Annotated in this window: 16 protein-coding genes and 1 pseudogene; 4 read left to right on the forward strand and 13 right to left on the reverse strand. The window is 69.8% G+C overall.

Annotated elements, in window-relative coordinates; all coding sequences use genetic code 11:
• Window positions 1-337: pseudogene (locus AB4Z01_RS33265) on the reverse strand (hypothetical protein); the annotation flags it as partial.
• Between the two features lie 89 nt (window positions 338-426).
• On the opposite strand from AB4Z01_RS33265, the gene AB4Z01_RS33270 reads away from it, so the two are divergent.
• The 3 genes from AB4Z01_RS33270 to AB4Z01_RS33280 are packed head-to-tail and all read left to right on the forward strand — an operon-like array spanning window position 427 to window position 4,422.
• The gene (locus AB4Z01_RS33270) at window positions 427-1,578 is read left to right on the forward strand and encodes an acyl-CoA dehydrogenase family protein (protein WP_441700725.1); all 1,152 of its coding nucleotides are present in this window, start codon (window positions 427-429) and stop codon (window positions 1,576-1,578) included.
• Complete coding sequence (locus AB4Z01_RS33275; protein WP_441700727.1) at window positions 1,578-3,644, forward strand: acetate--CoA ligase family protein; 2,067 nt, start codon at window positions 1,578-1,580, stop codon at window positions 3,642-3,644. Before AB4Z01_RS33270 ends, AB4Z01_RS33275 begins: the two co-directional genes overlap by 1 nt.
• Window positions 3,634-4,422, forward strand: a complete 789-nt coding sequence (locus tag AB4Z01_RS33280) for a carnitinyl-CoA dehydratase (RefSeq protein WP_441700729.1) — start codon at window positions 3,634-3,636, stop codon at window positions 4,420-4,422. Before AB4Z01_RS33275 ends, AB4Z01_RS33280 begins: the two co-directional genes overlap by 11 nt.
• A 235-nt stretch (window positions 4,423-4,657) precedes the next feature.
• Here AB4Z01_RS33280 and AB4Z01_RS33285 read toward each other — a convergent pair whose 3' ends face one another.
• The 7 genes from AB4Z01_RS33285 to AB4Z01_RS33315 all read right to left on the reverse strand — a co-directional run bounded on the left by AB4Z01_RS33285 (window position 4,658) and on the right by AB4Z01_RS33315 (window position 11,713).
• Window positions 4,658-5,323: a glutathione S-transferase family protein gene (locus AB4Z01_RS33285; RefSeq protein WP_441700730.1), complete on the reverse strand. Its 666-nt coding sequence runs from the start codon at window positions 5,321-5,323 to the stop codon at window positions 4,658-4,660.
• Window positions 5,324-5,475: 152 nt separating this feature from the next.
• Entirely contained in the window at window positions 5,476-5,772 is a 297-nt protein-coding gene (gene rpmB / locus AB4Z01_RS33290; RefSeq protein WP_441700732.1) for a 50S ribosomal protein L28, read from the reverse strand.
• Window positions 5,773-5,897: 125 nt separating this feature from the next.
• On the reverse strand, window positions 5,898-7,418 hold the full coding sequence (gene arfA / locus AB4Z01_RS33295; protein WP_441700734.1) for an arabinosylfuranosidase ArfA: 1,521 nt from the start codon (window positions 7,416-7,418) through the stop codon (window positions 5,898-5,900).
• A 64-nt stretch (window positions 7,419-7,482) separates the two neighbouring features.
• A complete protein-coding gene (locus AB4Z01_RS33300) occupies window positions 7,483-8,796 on the reverse strand; it encodes an extracellular solute-binding protein (protein ID WP_441700736.1) in 1,314 nt (437 codons plus the stop codon).
• Between the two features lie 40 nt (window positions 8,797-8,836).
• Window positions 8,837-9,700: a carbohydrate ABC transporter permease gene (locus tag AB4Z01_RS33305; protein WP_441700738.1), complete on the reverse strand. Its 864-nt coding sequence runs from the start codon at window positions 9,698-9,700 to the stop codon at window positions 8,837-8,839.
• Window positions 9,697-10,623, reverse strand: coding sequence for a carbohydrate ABC transporter permease (locus AB4Z01_RS33310; protein ID WP_441700740.1), 927 nt, complete (start codon window positions 10,621-10,623; stop codon window positions 9,697-9,699). Before AB4Z01_RS33310 ends, AB4Z01_RS33305 begins: the two co-directional genes overlap by 4 nt.
• 7 nt (window positions 10,624-10,630) lie before the next feature.
• Entirely contained in the window at window positions 10,631-11,713 is a 1,083-nt protein-coding gene (locus AB4Z01_RS33315; protein WP_441700741.1) for an ABC transporter ATP-binding protein, read from the reverse strand.
• Window positions 11,714-11,828: 115 nt separating this feature from the next.
• Here AB4Z01_RS33315 and AB4Z01_RS33320 point away from each other — a divergent pair, with 115 nt between their 5' ends.
• Entirely contained in the window at window positions 11,829-12,563 is a 735-nt protein-coding gene (locus tag AB4Z01_RS33320) for a FadR/GntR family transcriptional regulator (RefSeq protein ID WP_441700743.1), read from the forward strand.
• Between the two features lie 189 nt (window positions 12,564-12,752).
• On the opposite strand, the gene AB4Z01_RS33325 is transcribed toward AB4Z01_RS33320, so the two are convergent.
• The 5 genes from AB4Z01_RS33325 to AB4Z01_RS33345 all read right to left on the reverse strand — a co-directional run.
• Complete coding sequence (locus AB4Z01_RS33325; protein WP_441700745.1) at window positions 12,753-13,118, reverse strand: hypothetical protein; 366 nt, start codon at window positions 13,116-13,118, stop codon at window positions 12,753-12,755.
• A gap of 23 nt (window positions 13,119-13,141) precedes the next feature.
• Window positions 13,142-13,681 (reverse strand): SRPBCC family protein, encoded by a 540-nt coding sequence (locus AB4Z01_RS33330; protein ID WP_441700747.1) that lies wholly within the window; start codon window positions 13,679-13,681, stop codon window positions 13,142-13,144.
• Window positions 13,678-13,998 carry an ArsR/SmtB family transcription factor gene (locus AB4Z01_RS33335; RefSeq protein ID WP_441700748.1) on the reverse strand — a complete coding sequence of 107 codons (321 nt, stop codon included), beginning with the start codon at window positions 13,996-13,998 and terminating at the stop codon, window positions 13,678-13,680. Before AB4Z01_RS33335 ends, AB4Z01_RS33330 begins: the two co-directional genes overlap by 4 nt.
• 158 nt (window positions 13,999-14,156) lie before the next feature.
• Window positions 14,157-15,905, reverse strand: a complete 1,749-nt coding sequence (locus tag AB4Z01_RS33340; protein ID WP_441700750.1) for an ABC transporter ATP-binding protein/permease — start codon at window positions 15,903-15,905, stop codon at window positions 14,157-14,159.
• 111 nt (window positions 15,906-16,016) lie between these two features.
• Window positions 16,017-16,760: pseudouridine synthase (locus AB4Z01_RS33345; protein ID WP_441700752.1), on the reverse strand; the 744-nt coding region annotated here is incomplete at its 5' end.

Raw genomic sequence — 16,760 nt, forward strand, 5'->3', positions numbered from 1 at the left:
GGACATAGGGCGCCGATTCCAGCCCGGCAATCACCGCGCCGCGCCGGGCGGCCGCCCGCAGGAAGCGGCGCACGCCGGGCGTGGCCCGCGCCTGGGCCTCGTAGCTGGCGACGACGTACAGCGTGTCGGCCGCGCCCGCCGCCATCGCCGCATCGGCGTCGACCCGCAGCCCGCTGCTGCTGGTGACCGGGCCGCCATCCTCGCTCAGCACCGACCAGTCGAACAGCCGCCGCCCCGCCATCCGGTTGGCGGCGCGCAACGGCTCGGCCAGCGCCGCCAGGGTCAGGTTGGAGAAGGCGTCCAGCACCAGGATGTCGATCCGCTGCGGCACGGCCATGCTTCCGATTCCGTATCGACGGAATCCGAAACGGTATCGCCTGCCTAGCCGCCGCCGCAATAGCCTTCGGGAAAGCCAGGGAGGCGAGGATGGATTTCGGGCTCAGCCACGAGCAGCAACTGGTCGTCGACACGGTGCGCGGCTTCGTCGAGCACGAGCTGCAGCCGCTGGAGCGGGAGGTCGAGCGCACCGGCCATGTGGCGCCGGAGGTCGGCCGCGAGATCCAGCGTAGGGTCCGCGACCTCGGCTTCTACGCCCCCAACATCCCGGAGGAGTTCGGCGGCGGCGGCCTCGACCACCTGACCTTCACCCTGCTGGAGCGCGAGCTCGGCCGCGCCGCGATGGCGCTGACGGTGTTCTGGGGCCGGCCCTCCAACATCCTCTGCGCCGGCACGCCGGAGCAGCGCGAGCGGTACCTCATGCCCTGCGTCCGCGGCGAGAAGGTCGATGCCCTGGCGATGACCGAGCCCGACGCCGGCTCCGACCTGCGCGGCATGTCCTGCAGCGCCCGGCGCGACGGCGGCGACTGGGTGATCAACGGCACCAAGCATTTCATCAGCCATGCCGACGTCGCCGATTTCGTCATCCTGTTCGCGGCGACCGGGGAGGACGGGTCCGGGCGCAAGCGCATCTCCTGCCTCCTGGTCGACCGCGGCACGAAGGGCTTCGGGATCCATCCCGGCTACAATTCCGTCTCGCATCGCGGCTATCACAACTCGACGCTGACCCTCGACGACTGCCGGGTGCCGGCCGACCAGATGCTGGGCGAGGAGGGGCGGGGCTTCGACCTCGCCAACACCTGGCTGCACGCCACCCGCCTGACCGTGGCGGCGATGTGCGTCGGCCGCGCCCGCCGCGCCTTCGACCTGGCGCTGTCCTATGCCGCCCAGCGCAAGCAGTTCGGCCAGCCGATCGGCCGCTTCCAGGGCACCGGCTTCAAGCTGGCCGACATGATCACCGAGATCGACGCGGCCGACTGGCTGACCCTGTCCGCCGCCTGGCGCATCGACCAGGGCCAGGATGCCAACCGCGCGATCAGCCAGGCCAAGCTCTACGCCTCGGAGATGCTCGGCCGGGTCACCGATGCAGCGCTGCAGATCCACGGCGGCATGGGGCTGATGGACGATTTGCCGATCGAGCGGTTCTGGCGCGACGCGCGGGTGGAGCGGATCTGGGACGGCACCAGCGAGATCCAGCGCCACATCATCGCGCGGGATCTGCTGCGGCCGCTGGGGGCGTGATGACCCGGCGCTTCGACCTCTCCCGGTTGCTCCGCCCGCGCTCGATCGCGGTGATCGGCGGGAAGCCTGCCGCCGAGGTGATCCGGCAGAGCCGGCGCATGGGCTTCGCCGGCGAGATCTGGCCGGTGCATCCGCAGCACGACACGGTCGAGGGCCTGCCCGCCTTCGGATCTGTTGCCGAGCTGCCGGGCGCGCCCGACGCCGTCTTCCTCGGCATCAACCGCCACGCCGCCATCGAGGTCACGGCCGCTCTGGCCGAACGCGGCGCCGGCGGGGCGGTCTGCTACGCCTCAGGCTTCGCCGAGACCGGCGGGGAGGGCGCCGATCTGCAGGCCCGGCTGGTCGCGGCCGCCGGGGCCATGCCGGTGCTGGGCCCCAATTGCTACGGCGTGATCAACTATCTCGACGGCGCGCTGCTGTGGCCCGACCAGCATGGCGGCCAGCGGGTGGAGCGCGGCGTGGCGCTGGTCACCCAGTCCAGCAACATCGCCATCAACCTGACCATGCAGCGCCGCGGCCTGCCGATCGCCTATGTCGCGACCCTGGGCAACCAAGCGGTGGCCGGCTTGGCCGAGATGGTCGAGGCATTCCTCGACGACCCGCGCGTCACCGCCATCGGCCTGCACATCGAGGGCCTGGCCGAACCGGTCGCGTTGGCTCGGGCGGCGGCGCGGGCGCGGCGGCAGGGCGTGCCGATCCTGGCGCTGAAGACCGGCCGCTCGGCGGAAGGGGCGCAGCTCACGCTCAGCCACACCGCGTCCCTGGCCGGGGCCGATGCGGTGACCGATGCCTTCCTGCGCCGCATCGGCGTGGTCCGTGTCGCCTCGCTGCCGGTGCTGCTGGAGGCGCTGAAGCTGCTGCATGTCGCAGGCCCGCTGCCCGGCCGCGACATCGCCTCGATGAGCTGCTCGGGCGGCGAGGCGGCGCTGATCGCCGACGCCGCGCTCGGCACCGGGCTGCGCTTCCGGCCGCTGGACGCCGCCCAGACGGCGCGGGTGGCGGCAACGGTGTCGGAGCTGGTCACGGTGTCGAACCCGTTCGACTACCACACCTTCATCTGGGCCGACGCCCCGGCCATGACCGAGACTTTTTCAGCGGTGATGGCGGCGGAGTTCGATCTGACGCTGCTGGTGCTCGACCTGCCGCGCGGCGACCGCTGCAGCGACGCCGACTGGGTGCCGTCGCTGGAGGCGCTGGTGGCGGCGTCGCAGCGCACTGGCCGCAAGGCGGCGCTGGTCGCCTCGCTACCCGAGGGGCTGCCGGAGGATCAGGCGCAGCGCCTGGTCGGGGCGGGCGTCGCGCCGCTGCTTGGCATCGACGACGCGCTGGCCGCGATCGCCGCGGCGGCGGAGGCAGGGGACATTCGTGATGAGGCCAACGTGCTGCCGCTGGAGCCGGTGCCGCTGGCGCCCGGCCCGGTCCGCACCCTGTCGGAATGGGAGAGCAAGCGGCGCCTTGCCGGCTACGGCGTGATGGTGCCGGAAGGGCGGCTGGCACGGTCGCCGGACGAGGCGGTCGAGGCCGCGGAGACGATCGGCTTCCCGGTCGTGCTCAAGGCCACCGGCGCCGATCTGGCGCACAAGACCGAGCTCGGCGCGGTGCGGCTGAACCTGGCCGATGCCGCCGCGGTGCGCGACGCCGCCTTGGCCCTGGCCGGGCTCGGCGAAGCGCTGCTGGTCGAGCGCATGGTCGGCGGCGCGGTGGCGGAACTGATCGTCGGCATCGGCCGCGACAAGCTGCTCGGGCTGCATCTGGTGCTCGGCTCCGGCGGCACGCTGGTGGAGCTGGTCGGCGACCGCCGGATCCTGCTGCTGCCGGCCGGGCGGGCGGAGATCACGGCGGCGATCCGGTCGCTTAAGATTGCCAAGCTGCTCGACGGCCATCGCGGCCGGCCGCCGGGCGATCTCGACGCCGCGGTCGACGCCGTGCTGAGGGTCCAGGGCTTCGCCCTGGCCCAGTCCGACCGGCTGGCGGAGCTCGACGTCAACCCGCTGATCGTCACCCCTCACGGCGCCGTGGCCGCCGATGTCCTGCTGCGATTGGTGGAGGACCCCGATGACCGATGATCCCTTGCGTGTCACCCGCGACGGCGCCGTGCTCGAGGTGGTGCTGGACCGGCCGAAGGCGAATGCGATCGACGCCGCCACCAGCCGGCGCATGGGCGAGGTCTTCGCTGGATTCCGCGACGATCCGGACCTCCGCGTCGCCATCGTCACCGGCGGCGGCGACCGCTTCTTCTCCGCCGGCTGGGACCTGAAGGCCGCGGCGGCCGAGGGCATCCGGCCGGACGAGGATTACGGCATCGGCGGCTTCGCCGGGCTGCAGGAACTGCCGAACCTGAACAAGCCGGTGATCGCCGCGGTCAACGGCATGGCGGTCGGCGGCGGCTTCGAGTTGGCGCTGTCCGCCGACCTGATCCTGGCGGCCGACCATGTCCGGTTCGCGCTGCCCGAGATCAACGCCGGCACCCTGGCCGACGCGGCGACGATCAAGCTGCCGCGCCGCATCCCCTATCACGTGGCGATGGACCTGCTCTACACCGGCCGCTGGATGGACGCGGCGGAGGCGGCGCGCTGGGGCCTGGTCAACCAGGTGATGCCGGCGGCGGAGCTGATGGACCGCACCCGCGCTTTGGCCCGGCACCTGGCCGACGGCCCGCCCTTGGTGTTCGCCGCGATCAAGGAGGTGGCGCGGGAGAGTGAAGCGCTGCCGGTGCAGGCGGCGCTGGCCCGGGTGATGCGCCGCGGCTTCCCGACCGTGGCGACGCTCTACGACAGCGACGACCAGCTTGAAGGCGCCCGCGCCTTCGCCGAGAAGCGCAAGCCGATGTGGCACGGAAGGTAGGGGCGGGCGGCGCCGGCCGAAACCAAACAAGTCCCCCCTCCCCTTGCGGGAGGGGGGCAGAGGGAGGGGTCTGCGCGCGTCCGCGCGCGAATGGGGAAGATCGCTTCCACTATCACCGCAGCCCGAAGATCGACGCCGGTGCCAGTTGAGAAAACCCCCTCCCCCTAACCCCCTCCCGCGAGGGGAGGGGGGACTCAAACGCCAATGCCTGAATTCGAGGAGAGGGCGAGCCGGCCTATCCGCCCAGATGCGGCGACAGCTCGCGGTCGGCGGCGGCGATCTCGCTGAGGACCTTGGCGAAGGCCGGGCGGGCGGAGAGTCTCTCGTACCAGGCCGCCAAAGCCGGGAACCCATCCAGCCCCGGCCCGCGCAGCCGCAGCGCGAACAGCACGGTCATGAACAGGGCGATATCGGCGACGGTGAGCGAATCGAAGACGAACTCGCGGCCGGCCAGCCGGCTGTCCAGCCGGCGCCAGTGGCCGCGCAGCGCCGCCTCGGCCTGGCGGGCGCCGGCCTCCTGGGCCCCCAGCCGCGCCGGGTCGGGCGGCTCGCTGCGATGCATCAGCGGCCGGATATCCGGCATCAGGATCTCGTCGGCCTCCAGCTCGGCCAGGCGGCAGCGGGCGCGGCCGGCGGCGTCGCGCGGAAACAGCGGGGGAGTCGGATAGGCGTCCTCGAGATAGTCGAGGATCACGGTCGAATCGAACAGGGTGAGGTCGCCATCGACCAGCACCGGCACCTGGCCCTTGGGGTTGCCGGCCAGCACCGCCGGGTGCTTCGGCCGATAGCCCTCGGTCTGGGTGAAGGGCACCATGATCCGCTCATGGGCCAGGCCCTTCTCGGCCAGGGCGATCTCGACCTTGCGCGAGAACAGGCTCAGCGGCCCGGAATAGAGCGTCATCCCCATGGCGATCCCCCTCGTTGTTTCGAGAGAGCGTTACGGGAACACCGGCCTGTCCGCAATGGCTGCGGGCGGCAACGAAAAAAGCCCGCGACCGTGGGCGGGCTTTTCACGCGAGGGCGCGGCCGGGGCCGCGCGAAGGCCTGGGTCGATCAGGCCGCCTGGGCGGCGGCCTGGGCCTTGATGATGCGGTGCTTCAGGCCGCGCAGCTCGGCGTCCAGCGCCGAGTCCGGGGCGCCGGCGAGATAGCCGTCGAGGCCGCCGCGATGCTCGATGGTGCGGATGCCATTGGTGGACAGGCGCATGCGCACCGACACCCCGAGCACTTCCGAGATCAGCGACGTGATCTGCAGGTTCGGCAGGAAGCGCCGACGGGTTCTGTTCTTGGCGTGGCTGACATTGTTGCCACTCATCACGCCCTTGCCGGTCACCTGGCAGCGTCGCGCCATGGGTCTATCCTCGAAACACGGTCAAAAACAATGGCCCGGCATTGCTGCCGGGACGAGGGCGTTCGTATAAGGGGCCGCACGCTTGGCGTCAAGCCGAGAGTCGCCCGGCCCCTCTCGATTCCGGACTACGGCCGCGGCGCGGCGCGGGTCACGATCACGTTCCAGCTGGCCGGCTTCAGCTTCGCCCGCAGCCGCTCGCCATCGACCGAGACGTCCGGGTTCGCCGCCGGCGCCACGGTGTCCGGCGCGTCCTTGGTGTTCACCGCCTTCAGGTTGGCGTGGTGGATCTCGGTCGCCTCCACCAGCCGCCGGTCGGCGCCGAGGCCGCGCAGCGTGACGTCGAGGTCCATCGGGTCGGACAGGCTGCGGTTCAGGGCAAAGACCGTGGTGGTGCCGTCGGCCGGGTTGTCGACCACCGTGGCGTAGAGATAGGGGATCTCCGGCCACGACTGGGCGGCATAGCCGGGCGATTCGACCTTGGCCTGCAGCACCCTGCCATGGCCGTGGCGGGCGGCCAGGGCGAAGGGGTGGAAGATGGTCTGGCGCCAGGCGGCGCCGCCGGTCTCGGTCATGATCGGGCCGATGACGTTGACCAGCTGGGCGATGCAGGCGGTCTTCACCCGGTCGGCATTGTTCATCAGCGCGATCAGGGCGCCGCCGACGATCAGCGCGTCCTCGGCGTTGTAGACCTCCTCGATCAGATGCGGCGCCTCGGGCCAGCCCGGCTTGCGCATGTGCTCGATCTTGTGGGTCTTGTACCAGACGTTCCACTCGTCGAAGGACAGCATGATCTTCTTGCGCGACCGGCGCTTGGCCCCGACCGCGTCGCAGATCGCCGCCACCTCCTTGATGAAGGCGTCCATCAGCTCGATCACGCCGAAATACTCCGGCGCCGAATCGGCGTTGTTGTTGAAGTAGGTGTGCAGCGAGATGAAGTCGACCTGGTCGTAGCAGTGGTCCAGCACCTCATATTCCCAGGCGCCGTAGGTCGCCATGTTGCGGTGGGACGAGCCGCAGGCGGCGAGCTGGATGGTCGGGTCGACCCAGCGCATCACCTTGGCCGTCTCCAGCGCCGCGCGGCCGTATTCCTCGGCGGTCTTGGCGCCGATCTGCCAGGGCCCGTCCATCTCGTTGCCCAGGCACCAGAACTTGACGTCGTGCGGCGCCTCGTGGCCGTGCGACCGGCGCAGATCCGACAGGGCCGAGCCGCCGGCATGGTTGCAGTATTCCAGGAAGCGGCGCGCCTCGTCCGGCCCGCGGGTGCCGAGATTGACGCCCAGCATCGGCTCGACCCCGGCGGCGCGGGCCCAGTCCATGAACTCGTTGGTGCCGAAGCGGTTGGTCTCGGTCGACGACCAGGCCAGCTCGCGCCGCACCGGCCGCTGCTCCACCGGCCCGACCCCGTCCTCCCAGTCGTAGCCGGACAGGAAGTTGCCGCCGGGATAGCGGATGATGGTGGGCCCGAGCTCGCGGGTCAGCTCCAGCACGTCGCCGCGGAAGCCTCGGGCGTCGGCGGTCGGGTGGCCGGGCTCGTAGATGCCGCCATAGACGCAGCGGCCCATATGCTCGACGAAGGCGCCGAAGACGCGGCGGTCGAGGTCGGAGAGGACGAAGTCGCGGTCGACGGTGAGCCGTGCGGAGATCATGGGTCGATGGTCTCGATCGGATGGTGGAAGGAGCGGCCGCGCCCGGCGGCGCGGCCGTAGCGGATCACTTGGCGTTGGCCAGCAGCTCGTTGACGCGGCTCTCCGCGTCGGCCAGCGCTTGGTCGACGGTCTTCTGGTTCTGCGCCGCGGCATTGAATTCCTCGGTCAGGATCTCCTGGATCCCGAACTGGCGCTTCACCGCCTGGGGCAAGGCGGTGCCGTCCTTGGTCAGGCTGACGATGTCCTTGCGATGCGGCAGGTCGAGGAAGGCCTGGCTGGTGGCGACCGAGGTCCGCACCGGCAGGTGGCCGGTCCGCGCCCATTCGAAGTCGTTGTCCCACAGGAACTTCAAGACCTTGACCGCGGCCTTGCGCTTGGCGTCGTCCAGGCCGGCCTTGGGCACGACCCAGCTGTGGCCGTCGGCCCAGACCTTGGCGTTGCCGTAGAGCTGCGGGAAGGGCACGACGGTGTAGCCGTTGCTCAACGCGCCGCCGGGCTTGGCCGCCTCCTCGTTGTAGCTGTCGATCAGCCAGGTGCCCATGATGTAGACGCCGCCGTCGCCCTGGGCGAAGCCGGCCGTCGACGCGGCATAGTCCTGGTCCTTGGTGGTGTCGCCGTTCTGGTAGATCGTCTTGAACAGCTCGACCGCGTTGCGCGCCTCGGGCGTCTGCAGCTTGATCTGGGTCGGGTCGGCGAAGAAGTCGGAGTTCTGCTGGTACAGCAGGGTGTAGAGGGTGCGGGCGTAGTTCGCCTGCTCGTTCACCGTCGCCTGGACGAAATAGGGCTTGCCGGTCTTCTCCTTGAACTGCTTGGCCTGGGCCAGCAGCTCCTCCGGCGATTTCGGCAGGATCGGCTTGCCGTCGTCGGACACGAGCCCGGCCTGCTTGAACAGGTTCAGGTTGATGTGCCACAGCCAGGTGTGGGTATCGAAGGGCAGGGCGTAGATCTTGCCGTCCTTGGTCACCCCGGTCCTGGCCGCCTCGGTGAAGTCGGCGGTGTCGATGCCGGCGGCCTTGAAGTCCTCGTCCAGCGGCTCCAGCAGGTCGCGCGAGGCGTAGTCGCTGATCACCGCCTCATGCATCACCGAGATGGTCGGCGGGTCGTCGGAGCGCAGCCGGGCGGTCAGCTGGTCGTAGCCGGGCCATTCGACGATATCGACCTTGACGTGTACGTCCGGGCTCTCGGCGTTGAACTTGTTGATCAGCGCCGTGATGATGCCGCACTCGCCATGCGCCTTCGAGACGTCGGTGACATCGGCATAGTCGGCCTCACAGGCGCCGAAGAAGCGCGACAGCGAGATCTCGGTCTTGTCCTGCGCCCAGACGGGACCCCCGGCCAGGACCAGCCCCGCCAGGGCCAAAGCAAAGCGGCTTCTCATGGCTCTCCCTCCTTGGTTCCGGCCGTTTCTGCCGCGCGCCTCAGCGGATTGCGGCGCCGGCGACGGCCGTGACGATGTATTTCTGAAAGAACAGGTAGACGATCAGCACCGGCAGCCCGGCGAAGACCGACTGTGCCATCAGGTAGCCCAAGCCCTCGGACTGGGCGAAGTTGGTCTGGGTCGAGGCCAGGCCGACGGTCAGGGTGAACATCTCCGGCTTGGTCGCCGAGATCAGCGGCCACAGATAGTCGTTCCAGGCGCTGAGGAAGGTGAAGATTCCCAGCGTCGCCTGGGCCGGCACGGTCAGCGGCAGCAACACGCGCCAGAAGGTCTTGAAGCGCGAGGCGTTGTCCAGCAGCGCCGCCTCGTCCAGCTCGCGCGGGATCGCCTTGAAGTACTGCGTCATCAGGAAGACGCCGAAGGGCGCCGACAGATGCGGCAGGATCAGGCCGAGATAGGAGTTGTGGATCTTCAGGTCGTTGAACATCTGGAAGCGGGCGATGATCACCGCCTGCTCCGGCACGGCGAGGCCGATCAGCACCAGCGCGAAGACGATGCCGCTGCCGGGGAACCGGGCGCGGGCGAAGCCGTAGCCGGCGAGGGACGCCAGCACCAGCACGCCGAGCGTCTGGCCCAGCGCCACGACGACGCTGTTCAGCACCCAGCGGAACACCCCGGAATTGGCGAGGATGTCGGTGTAGTTCTTCAGCGTGTAGGGCGCCCGGAACAGCGTGCCGGTGCTGGTCATCAGCTCGCTGTTGGGCTTGAACGACAGGCCGGTGATCCAGGCCACCGGCACCACCCAGATGATGGCGAGCAGAATCACGGCCCACAGGATCAGCCGGTCGCCGAGGCTGCGCCCAACCATACCCTGCCGTGGCTGTGCCGTGGTGATGGCGGTCATCCCTCGGCCCTCCGGCGGGTCAGCAGGTACTGCGCCATGGCGGCGATCAGCATCAGCCCGAACAGCACCTCGGACGCCGCGGCGGCGTAGCCCAGGTCCCAGTTGCGGAAGCCCTGCTCGTAGATGAACTGCACGATCGGGCGCGAGGCGTTGTTCGGCCCGCCGCGGGTCAGCAGGTAGGACTGCCCGAACAGCTGGAACTGGTAGACGATCTCGACCACGGCCACGAGCACCACGGTCCGCCGGATCGAGGGCAGGGTGATGTGCCGGAACGACCGCCAGCGGCCGGCGCTGTCCAGCGCCGCGGCCTCGTACAGCTCGCGCGGGATCTGCTGCAGCGCCGCCAGGAACAGCATCATCGGCAGGCCGATGCCCCACCACACGGTGGCGGCGGCGATGCCGGGCAGGGCCAGGCTGGGGTCGCTCAGGATCGGGATCGGCGCCTGCCCGAACACGCTCAGGACATTGGTCAACAGGCCACGGTCCGGCAGGTACACCATCTTCCAGACGATGGTGACGATGGTGACCGACAGCACCGAGGTGGCGAAGAAGGTGGCACGCAGCGCGGCGGCAGCCCGGGTCGGCCGGTTCAGCGCCAGGGCCAGGATCAGCCCGACCACGACGAAGGCCGGCACGGTCATCAGCACGAACAGCACCGTGTTCCACACGGCGCCGAGGAAGACCTTGTCGGCGAACAGGCGCTTGTAGTTGACCAGGCCGGCATAGGCGCCGGTGCCGTCGAACATGTCGAACTTCTGCAGGCTGATCCAGATGCCGTCGAACAGCGGCCAGACCAGCAGCAGCACGTAGACGATCAGGAAGGGCAGGACGAAGCCGACATTGCGCCAGTCCGCCCCGATCCGGGCGCCGCCCAGACGCCGGGCCCGTTCAATGGTGCGGCCGGTGGCGGTGGCGGTCACCATCCCCTCCTCACGCGACGGCGTGGCGGCCGACGCCGTCGGCGCCGAACAGATGGACAGCGGCGGGGTCGATGCGCAGGCCGACCCGGTCCTCGACCGCGACGCCGCTCAGGCCGGCATCCTCGGCGATCAGGGTTGACCCGTCCTGCAGCCGGACATGCAGATGGGTGCGGTCGCCCAGCCGCTCGACCACCTCGACCGTGCCCTGCATGCCGCCCTGGCGGTCGATCCGCACCGACTCGGCCCGCAGGCCCAGCGTGATCGGCTGATGCGCCGGCAGCCCGTCGGCCGGCACCGGGGTGCGCAGCTCGGTCCCGTCCGGCAGCCGCAGCACGGCGCCGCCCTGCTCGCCGACGATGGTGGCGTCCAGGAAGGTCATCGCCGGCACGCCGACGAAGCGGGCGACGAATTTGGTGGCCGGCCGGGTGTAGATCTCCATCGGCGTGCCAACCTGCTCGATCCGGCCCTCGTTCATCACCACGATCCGGTCGGCCAGCGTCATCGCCTCGACCTGGTCATGGGTGACGAAGATCATGGTGGCGCGCAACCGGCGGTGCAGCCGCGCCAGCTCGACCCGGGTGCGCACGCGCAGCGACGCATCCAGGTTCGACAGCGGCTCGTCGAACAGGAAGGCCCGCGGCTCCTTGACGATGGCGCGGCCGATGGCGACGCGCTGGCGCTGGCCGCCGGACAGCTGGCCCGGCTTGCGCTGCAGCAGCTCCTCGATCTCCAGCGTCCGGGCGGCGGCCAGGACGCGCTGCGCGATCTCCGGCTGCTTCAGGCCGATGTTGCGCAGCCCGAACGCCATGTTCTCGAAGATCGTCATATGGGGGTACAGGGCGTAGTGCTGGAACACCATCGCCACCCGCCGGGCCCCCGGCGGCAGGGTGTCGACCCGGGTGCCGGCGATCCGGATCTCACCGCCGTCGACGCTCTCCAGCCCCGCGATCATGCGCAGCAGGGTGGACTTGCCGCAGCCGGACGGTCCCAGGAAGACCATGAACTCGCCCGACTCGACCGACAGCGACAGGCCATCGAACACCGTGACCGGCCCGAAGCGCTTGCTGACATCCCGGATCTCGATGTCGGCCACCCATTTCCTCCCCAATGGTATTATCATATGATTCGATCATCGGGGCGATCGGCGGGTTTTGTCAACCGGGGCTTCCCCCGCCCGTTCGATAAAAAGGAAGGGTGGAGACGGTCTGATGCTGGAACGCGAGATGGTGCTGGTCGGGACGATGAGCGCCCAGGTCTCGAACAGCCTGGGCATGCGCATCGTGTCCGGCGAGTTCCGGCCTCACGATTCGCTGCCGATCGAGAGCGAGCTGTGCCAGACCTATGGCGTCAGCCGGACCACCCTGCGCGAGGCGATCAAGAGCCTGGCGGGCAAGCGGCTGATCGAGGTGTCGCCGAAGACCGGCACAAGGGTGCTGCCCTTCGGCGAATGGAACCTGCTGGACCGCGACGTGCTGCAATGGCGGCTGGAGGCGCAGTTCGACGCCAAGATCGTCGAGGACATCTTCGAGATGCGGCTGTGCTTCGAGCCGCGGGCGTCGTTCCTGGCGGCGCGTGACGGCACCGCCGACGACCACGCCGCGATCGAGCGTCATTTCCACCAGCTGGCCCGCGCCTATGACGAGAAGCAGCCGGTGAAGGCGTCATCCGAAGCGGCGCTGGAGTTCCACCTGGCCATCATCACCGCCTCGCATAACGGCCTGTTCGTGACCATCGGCGCGGCGGTGAAGTCGGCGCTCAGGGTGTCGTCGGAGATGCTGCAGCGCCACGCCACCCGGCCCAGCGAGGACGTGGCGCTGCACGACGCGGTCCGCACCGCGATCATCGGCCGGCAGCCGGAGGCGGCGGCCGCGGCGATGGCGCGGCTGCTGGAGGCGTCGCACGCCCGCCTGCTGCCGCTGACCACGGAGCCAAAGGGAGGCTGACCGCAGGTCCGATCGACAGCCCCCTCCCCCTACCCCCTCCCGCGAGGGGAGGGGGAGAGTGAAAGGCAAGGGCTGAGCGTGATGGATACGGACAGAGGCTCTGCATCGGGCATCAAGGCGCCGGCCTTCCAATGATCCTCCCCCTCCCCCTGCGGGAGGGGGTAGGGGGAGGGGGGCTCGTGCCGCTGCTCAATACTGGCTGCTCCTGGCCGACACGATGTGGATGATCGCGGCGGGGTCGGAGATCCAGAAGCCCTCGAAGCCGTCGGGCAGGCGCTCGATCTCGTCGCGGCGGGCGACGCCGGACGCGGCGAAATGCTCGGCCGCCTGCGGCACGTCGTCGGCCACGATCTCCAGCCACAGCTCGGCCTGGCTCAGGGCGTCGACACGGTCGATCCACAGTTGGTTGGCGCCGAATTCGAAGCCGACCGCCGGCGGGTGGTTGTCCAGCGGCTTCAGGCCGATCACGTCGCGGTAGAAGTGGACCGTGGCGTCGTATTGGTGCGGCGGCACCTTCAGCGCGATGTTGCGGCCGCCGGCGAAGGTCGCGGTCATGGCAGTCCCTCCGGTCGAGTTCGTTATGTCGCCGACGCGATGCGCGCCTCGTATTCGGCCTCAAGCGGCGTGTGGGTGGTGAAGAAGGGCTGCGGCACCCGGCCGTGCATCCGGTCGACCAGGATGTCGAGATGGGTGTGCCAGCCGCCGGCGGCGCTCGCCATCTGCTCCGCCCCGATGCGGCGGTGGGTCACCACCAGCAGGATCTCCGTCCCCTGCGGCGTCAGCTCGAAGGTCACCTCCGACTCGTCGCCGGACGGCTCGGGCCAGCTGTGGCTCAGCAGCCGCGGCGGCTCCCAGCGCGTGACCCGGGCGGTGAAGCTGGCGCCCTTCTCCAGCGACTTGTACTTGGCCGGGATCTCGTCCGGCAGCGGCGACAGCCCGGAATGGAGGAAATGCAGCTCCACCTGGCCGCCGGCACGCGGTTCGACCGCGCCGGTGGCGAGCCAGGTGCCGCGTTTGTCAGCCTCCGTCAGATAGGCCCAGACCCGCTCGATCGGTCCCGGCAGCAGCCGCTCGAACCGGACCGCGCCGGGGGCGATGATGGTGCCGTAGTCGCTCATGATGCTTCTCCTGTGTCGGGGGCGGCGCGCAGCTGCCGCTCCAGCTCGTCCAGCCGGCCGCCCCAGAAGCGGCGGATGCGCCGCAACCACTCCTCCAGCGCGTCGAAGCCCTGGGGATCGAGCACGTAGATGCGCCGTTGCGCCTCGGCCCGGACGGCGATCAGCCCGGCCTCGCGCAGCACCTTGAGGTGCTGGGAGACCGCCGGTCCGCTCATCGCGAACTGGGCGGCGATGTCGCCGGCGCTGCGCTCTCCCGCCGCCAGCATCTCGACGATCTGCTGCCGGGTTGGGTCGGAGAGGGCGGCGAAGGCGTTCATGAGTCTTTTATGAAGCAAAATCTTAAATAAGTAAAATCTTAAATTTGAGCGTCATTGCGAGCGCAGCGAAGCAATCCAGGGCCGCACGAGCTGGCCCTGGATTGCTTCGTCGGCTTCGCCTCCTCGCAATGACGGAGGGGAGAGCGCTTCTCAGCCCTTCAGGCCGCGGCGGCCGCCGGCTCCTCGACCAGGCGGCCGGGGGCGGAGCCGTCCTTTTCGATGCGCCAGCGGCGGTTGTGGAAGGCGGCGACCTTGGGGTCGTGCGAGATGGTCAGCCAGGTGGTGCCGGGCAGCCGGTCGCGCAGCAGCGCGAACATCCGCTGCTCGGTCGCCTCGTCCAGGGCGCTGGTGGCCTCGTCGAGGAACAGCCAGCCCGGCTTCGCCAGCACCGCCCGGGCGATGGCCAGGCGCTGCTGCTCGCCCGGCGACAGGCGGCGGGCCCAGTATTCCTCCTGCTCCAGCGCTGGCACCAGATGGCCGAGATCGACGGCCCGCAGCGCCTCGGTCGCGGCTTCGGTAGAGACCTCCTCGAGCCTGGCCGGATAGGCGACGGCCGCGTGCAGCGTGCCCAGCGGCAGGTAGGGGCGCTGCGGCAGGAACAGCACCTTGGCGTCCTTAGGAATGCGGATCTGCGCCCGGCCGAACGGCCAGATCCCGGCCAAGGCGCGGAACAGCGTCGACTTGCCGGCGCCGGACGGGCCGGTCAGCAGCAGCCGGTCGCCGGGGCGGACCGACAAGCCGTTGCCCTCGATCAGCGCCTGGCCGTCGGGCAGGGCCAGCTGAACCGAGTCGACGGCGAGGTCGGCGCGGGGCTCGGCCGCGACGTTGATCTCAGCCGAGCGCGCCTGGGCCCTGGCCGTCTCGAGGCTGTGGCGGAAACCGGTCAGGCGGTCGACGGTCGCCTTGTAGTCGGCCAGCGTGGAATAGGCGCTGACGAACCAGGACAGCGAATCCTGGACGTTGCCGAAGGCCTGGATGACCTGGACGACACCGCCCAGCTCGATGGTCTTGGCGAAGTATTGCGGGGCGACGAGGATGCCGGGAAACACGGCGGAGGCCTGGCCATAGGCGGAGGTGAAGAAGCCGAGCTTCTTGGTCCGGCTCATCAGCTGATAGAAGTTCTCCATCACCCCGCCGAACAGCCGCAGCAGCCCCTGCCGCTCACTGGGCTCGCCGCCATAGAGCGCGATCGCCTCGGTGTTCTCGCGGAACCGGACCAGGCCGAAGCGGAAATCCGCCTCCCGCTTCTGCTGCAGGAAGCTCAGCCGGATCAGCGGGCGGCCGATGAGATGGGTCAGGATGGTCCCGACGATCGCGTAGACGATGGCGGCCCACAGCATGAAATGCGGGATGGTGATGCTGCTGCCGCCCAGCAGCGGGATCGTCAACGGTGCTGCCAGCCCCCACAGGATCACGGCGAAGGACGCCAGGTTCACCACATTGCCGAGGAAGCTGAGGCTGAGGGTGAGGGTGCCGTCGACGAATTGCTGGATGTCCTCGGCGATGCGCTGGTCGGGGTTGTCCGTCGCACCCGCCGTCAGCTGCTGGCGGTAATAGGCCCGGTCGGCCAGCCATTCGCCGAGCAGATGGTCGGTCATCCAGCGCCGCCAGCGGATGCGCAGCCATTGCCCGAGATAGGTCGCGTAGACGCCGCGCAGGACGGACACGGTCGCCAGGCCGGCGAAGATCGCGATCTCGCGCCAGAACGCGGGCTGATTGTAGTCCTGCAGCGCCTGGTAGAAGCGGTTGTACCAGAAGCTGAACTGCACGCTCAGGAACACGGCGCCGAGCGTGAAGGCGACGATCACGACCAGCAGCCCGATCGCCGGCCATTTCTCCTTCGACCGCCAGAACGGCATCAGGAGGGCGAAGAAATCCGTCCAGAACCGGCGCGTGCTTTGCTTCATCGGGTGCGTCCGCCGCGCGGCGGATCCTCGGCTGCCACTGCAGCAACCGTGATATCCCCCGCAAGCGGGCCGCACCCGTGAATTTAACGTAATTTTGAAGTAATCCGGAGGTTATCCGCGCAGTCCGGACAGGATTTCCTCTCGCTCCACCGTGGACCAGGTGCCGGGCGCCAGGTCGCCCAATTCCAGACCGCCGAGGGCGACGCGGACCAGGCGCAGCGTCGGGTGGCCGACCGCCGCCGTCATCCGCCGCACCTGGCGGTTGCGGCCTTCGGTCAGGGTCAGGCGCAGCCAGGCGGTCGGGATCGACTTGCGGTTCCGGATCGGCGGGTCGCGCGGCGGCAAGTCGGGCACCTTCGCCAGCCGCTCGATGCCGCAGGGGCGGGTCGGGCCGTCGGTCAGGGCGATGCCGCCGGCCAGGGCGGCCAGCGCCTCCTCCGCCGGCTCGCCCTCGACCTGCGCCAGATAGGTGCGGGGGTGGCCGTGCTTCGGATCCAGCAGGCGCTTGATCAGCGGCCCGTCATCGGTCAGCAGCAGCAGCCCCTCGCTGTCGGCGTCGAGGCGTCCGGCGGCATAGATCCCGGGCGGCAGGCCGAACTCGTTCAGGCCGCGCCAGCGCCCCTCCGGCGTGAACTGGCTCAGCACGCCATAGGGCTTGTGGAAGACGACGTAGCGGGCCTGGTCCGGCTCCGGCGCCGGGCGCTTGCGCCGCTCCTCGCGCCAACGCTCGCCCGGTTTTGCCGGGACCGGCTTCGGTGCTCCGGTGTCGCGGCCGATCCGGCGCGACGAGGTCAGCGGGCCGCGCGTCCGGCGGCGCGGTGCCGGTGCTTCGGCGGGCTCGGCACGGTCCTCCGG

It is taken from the genome of Inquilinus sp. YAF38, assembly GCF_052113205.1.
GTDB lineage: Bacteria > Pseudomonadota > Alphaproteobacteria > DSM-16000 > Inquilinaceae > Inquilinus.

Excerpts from the sequence above, each read along its gene's own strand:
- AB4Z01_RS33330 (WP_441700747.1), bottom strand. The coding sequence starts at position 13,681 with ATGAGCGACTACGGCACCATCATCGCCCCCGGCGCGGTCCGGTTCGAG.
- rpmB (WP_441700732.1), bottom strand. The coding sequence starts at position 5,772 with ATGGCGCGACGCTGCCAGGTGACCGGCAAGGGCGTGATGAGTGGCAAC.
- AB4Z01_RS33275 (WP_441700727.1), top strand. The coding sequence starts at position 1,578 with ATGACCCGGCGCTTCGACCTCTCCCGGTTGCTCCGCCCGCGCTCGATC.
- AB4Z01_RS33305 (WP_441700738.1), bottom strand. The coding sequence starts at position 9,700 with ATGACCGCCATCACCACGGCACAGCCACGGCAGGGTATGGTTGGGCGC.
- AB4Z01_RS33340 (WP_441700750.1), bottom strand. The coding sequence starts at position 15,905 with ATGAAGCAAAGCACGCGCCGGTTCTGGACGGATTTCTTCGCCCTCCTG.
- AB4Z01_RS33325 (WP_441700745.1), bottom strand. The coding sequence starts at position 13,118 with ATGACCGCGACCTTCGCCGGCGGCCGCAACATCGCGCTGAAGGTGCCG.
- AB4Z01_RS33310 (WP_441700740.1), bottom strand. The coding sequence starts at position 10,623 with ATGGTGACCGCCACCGCCACCGGCCGCACCATTGAACGGGCCCGGCGT.
- arfA (WP_441700734.1), bottom strand. The coding sequence starts at position 7,418 with ATGATCTCCGCACGGCTCACCGTCGACCGCGACTTCGTCCTCTCCGAC.
- AB4Z01_RS33335 (WP_441700748.1), bottom strand. The coding sequence starts at position 13,998 with ATGAACGCCTTCGCCGCCCTCTCCGACCCAACCCGGCAGCAGATCGTC.
- AB4Z01_RS33280 (WP_441700729.1), top strand. The coding sequence starts at position 3,634 with ATGACCGATGATCCCTTGCGTGTCACCCGCGACGGCGCCGTGCTCGAG.
- AB4Z01_RS33300 (WP_441700736.1), bottom strand. The coding sequence starts at position 8,796 with ATGAGAAGCCGCTTTGCTTTGGCCCTGGCGGGGCTGGTCCTGGCCGGG.
- AB4Z01_RS33270 (WP_441700725.1), top strand. The coding sequence starts at position 427 with ATGGATTTCGGGCTCAGCCACGAGCAGCAACTGGTCGTCGACACGGTG.
- AB4Z01_RS33320 (WP_441700743.1), top strand. The coding sequence starts at position 11,829 with ATGCTGGAACGCGAGATGGTGCTGGTCGGGACGATGAGCGCCCAGGTC.
- AB4Z01_RS33285 (WP_441700730.1), bottom strand. The coding sequence starts at position 5,323 with ATGACGCTCTATTCCGGGCCGCTGAGCCTGTTCTCGCGCAAGGTCGAG.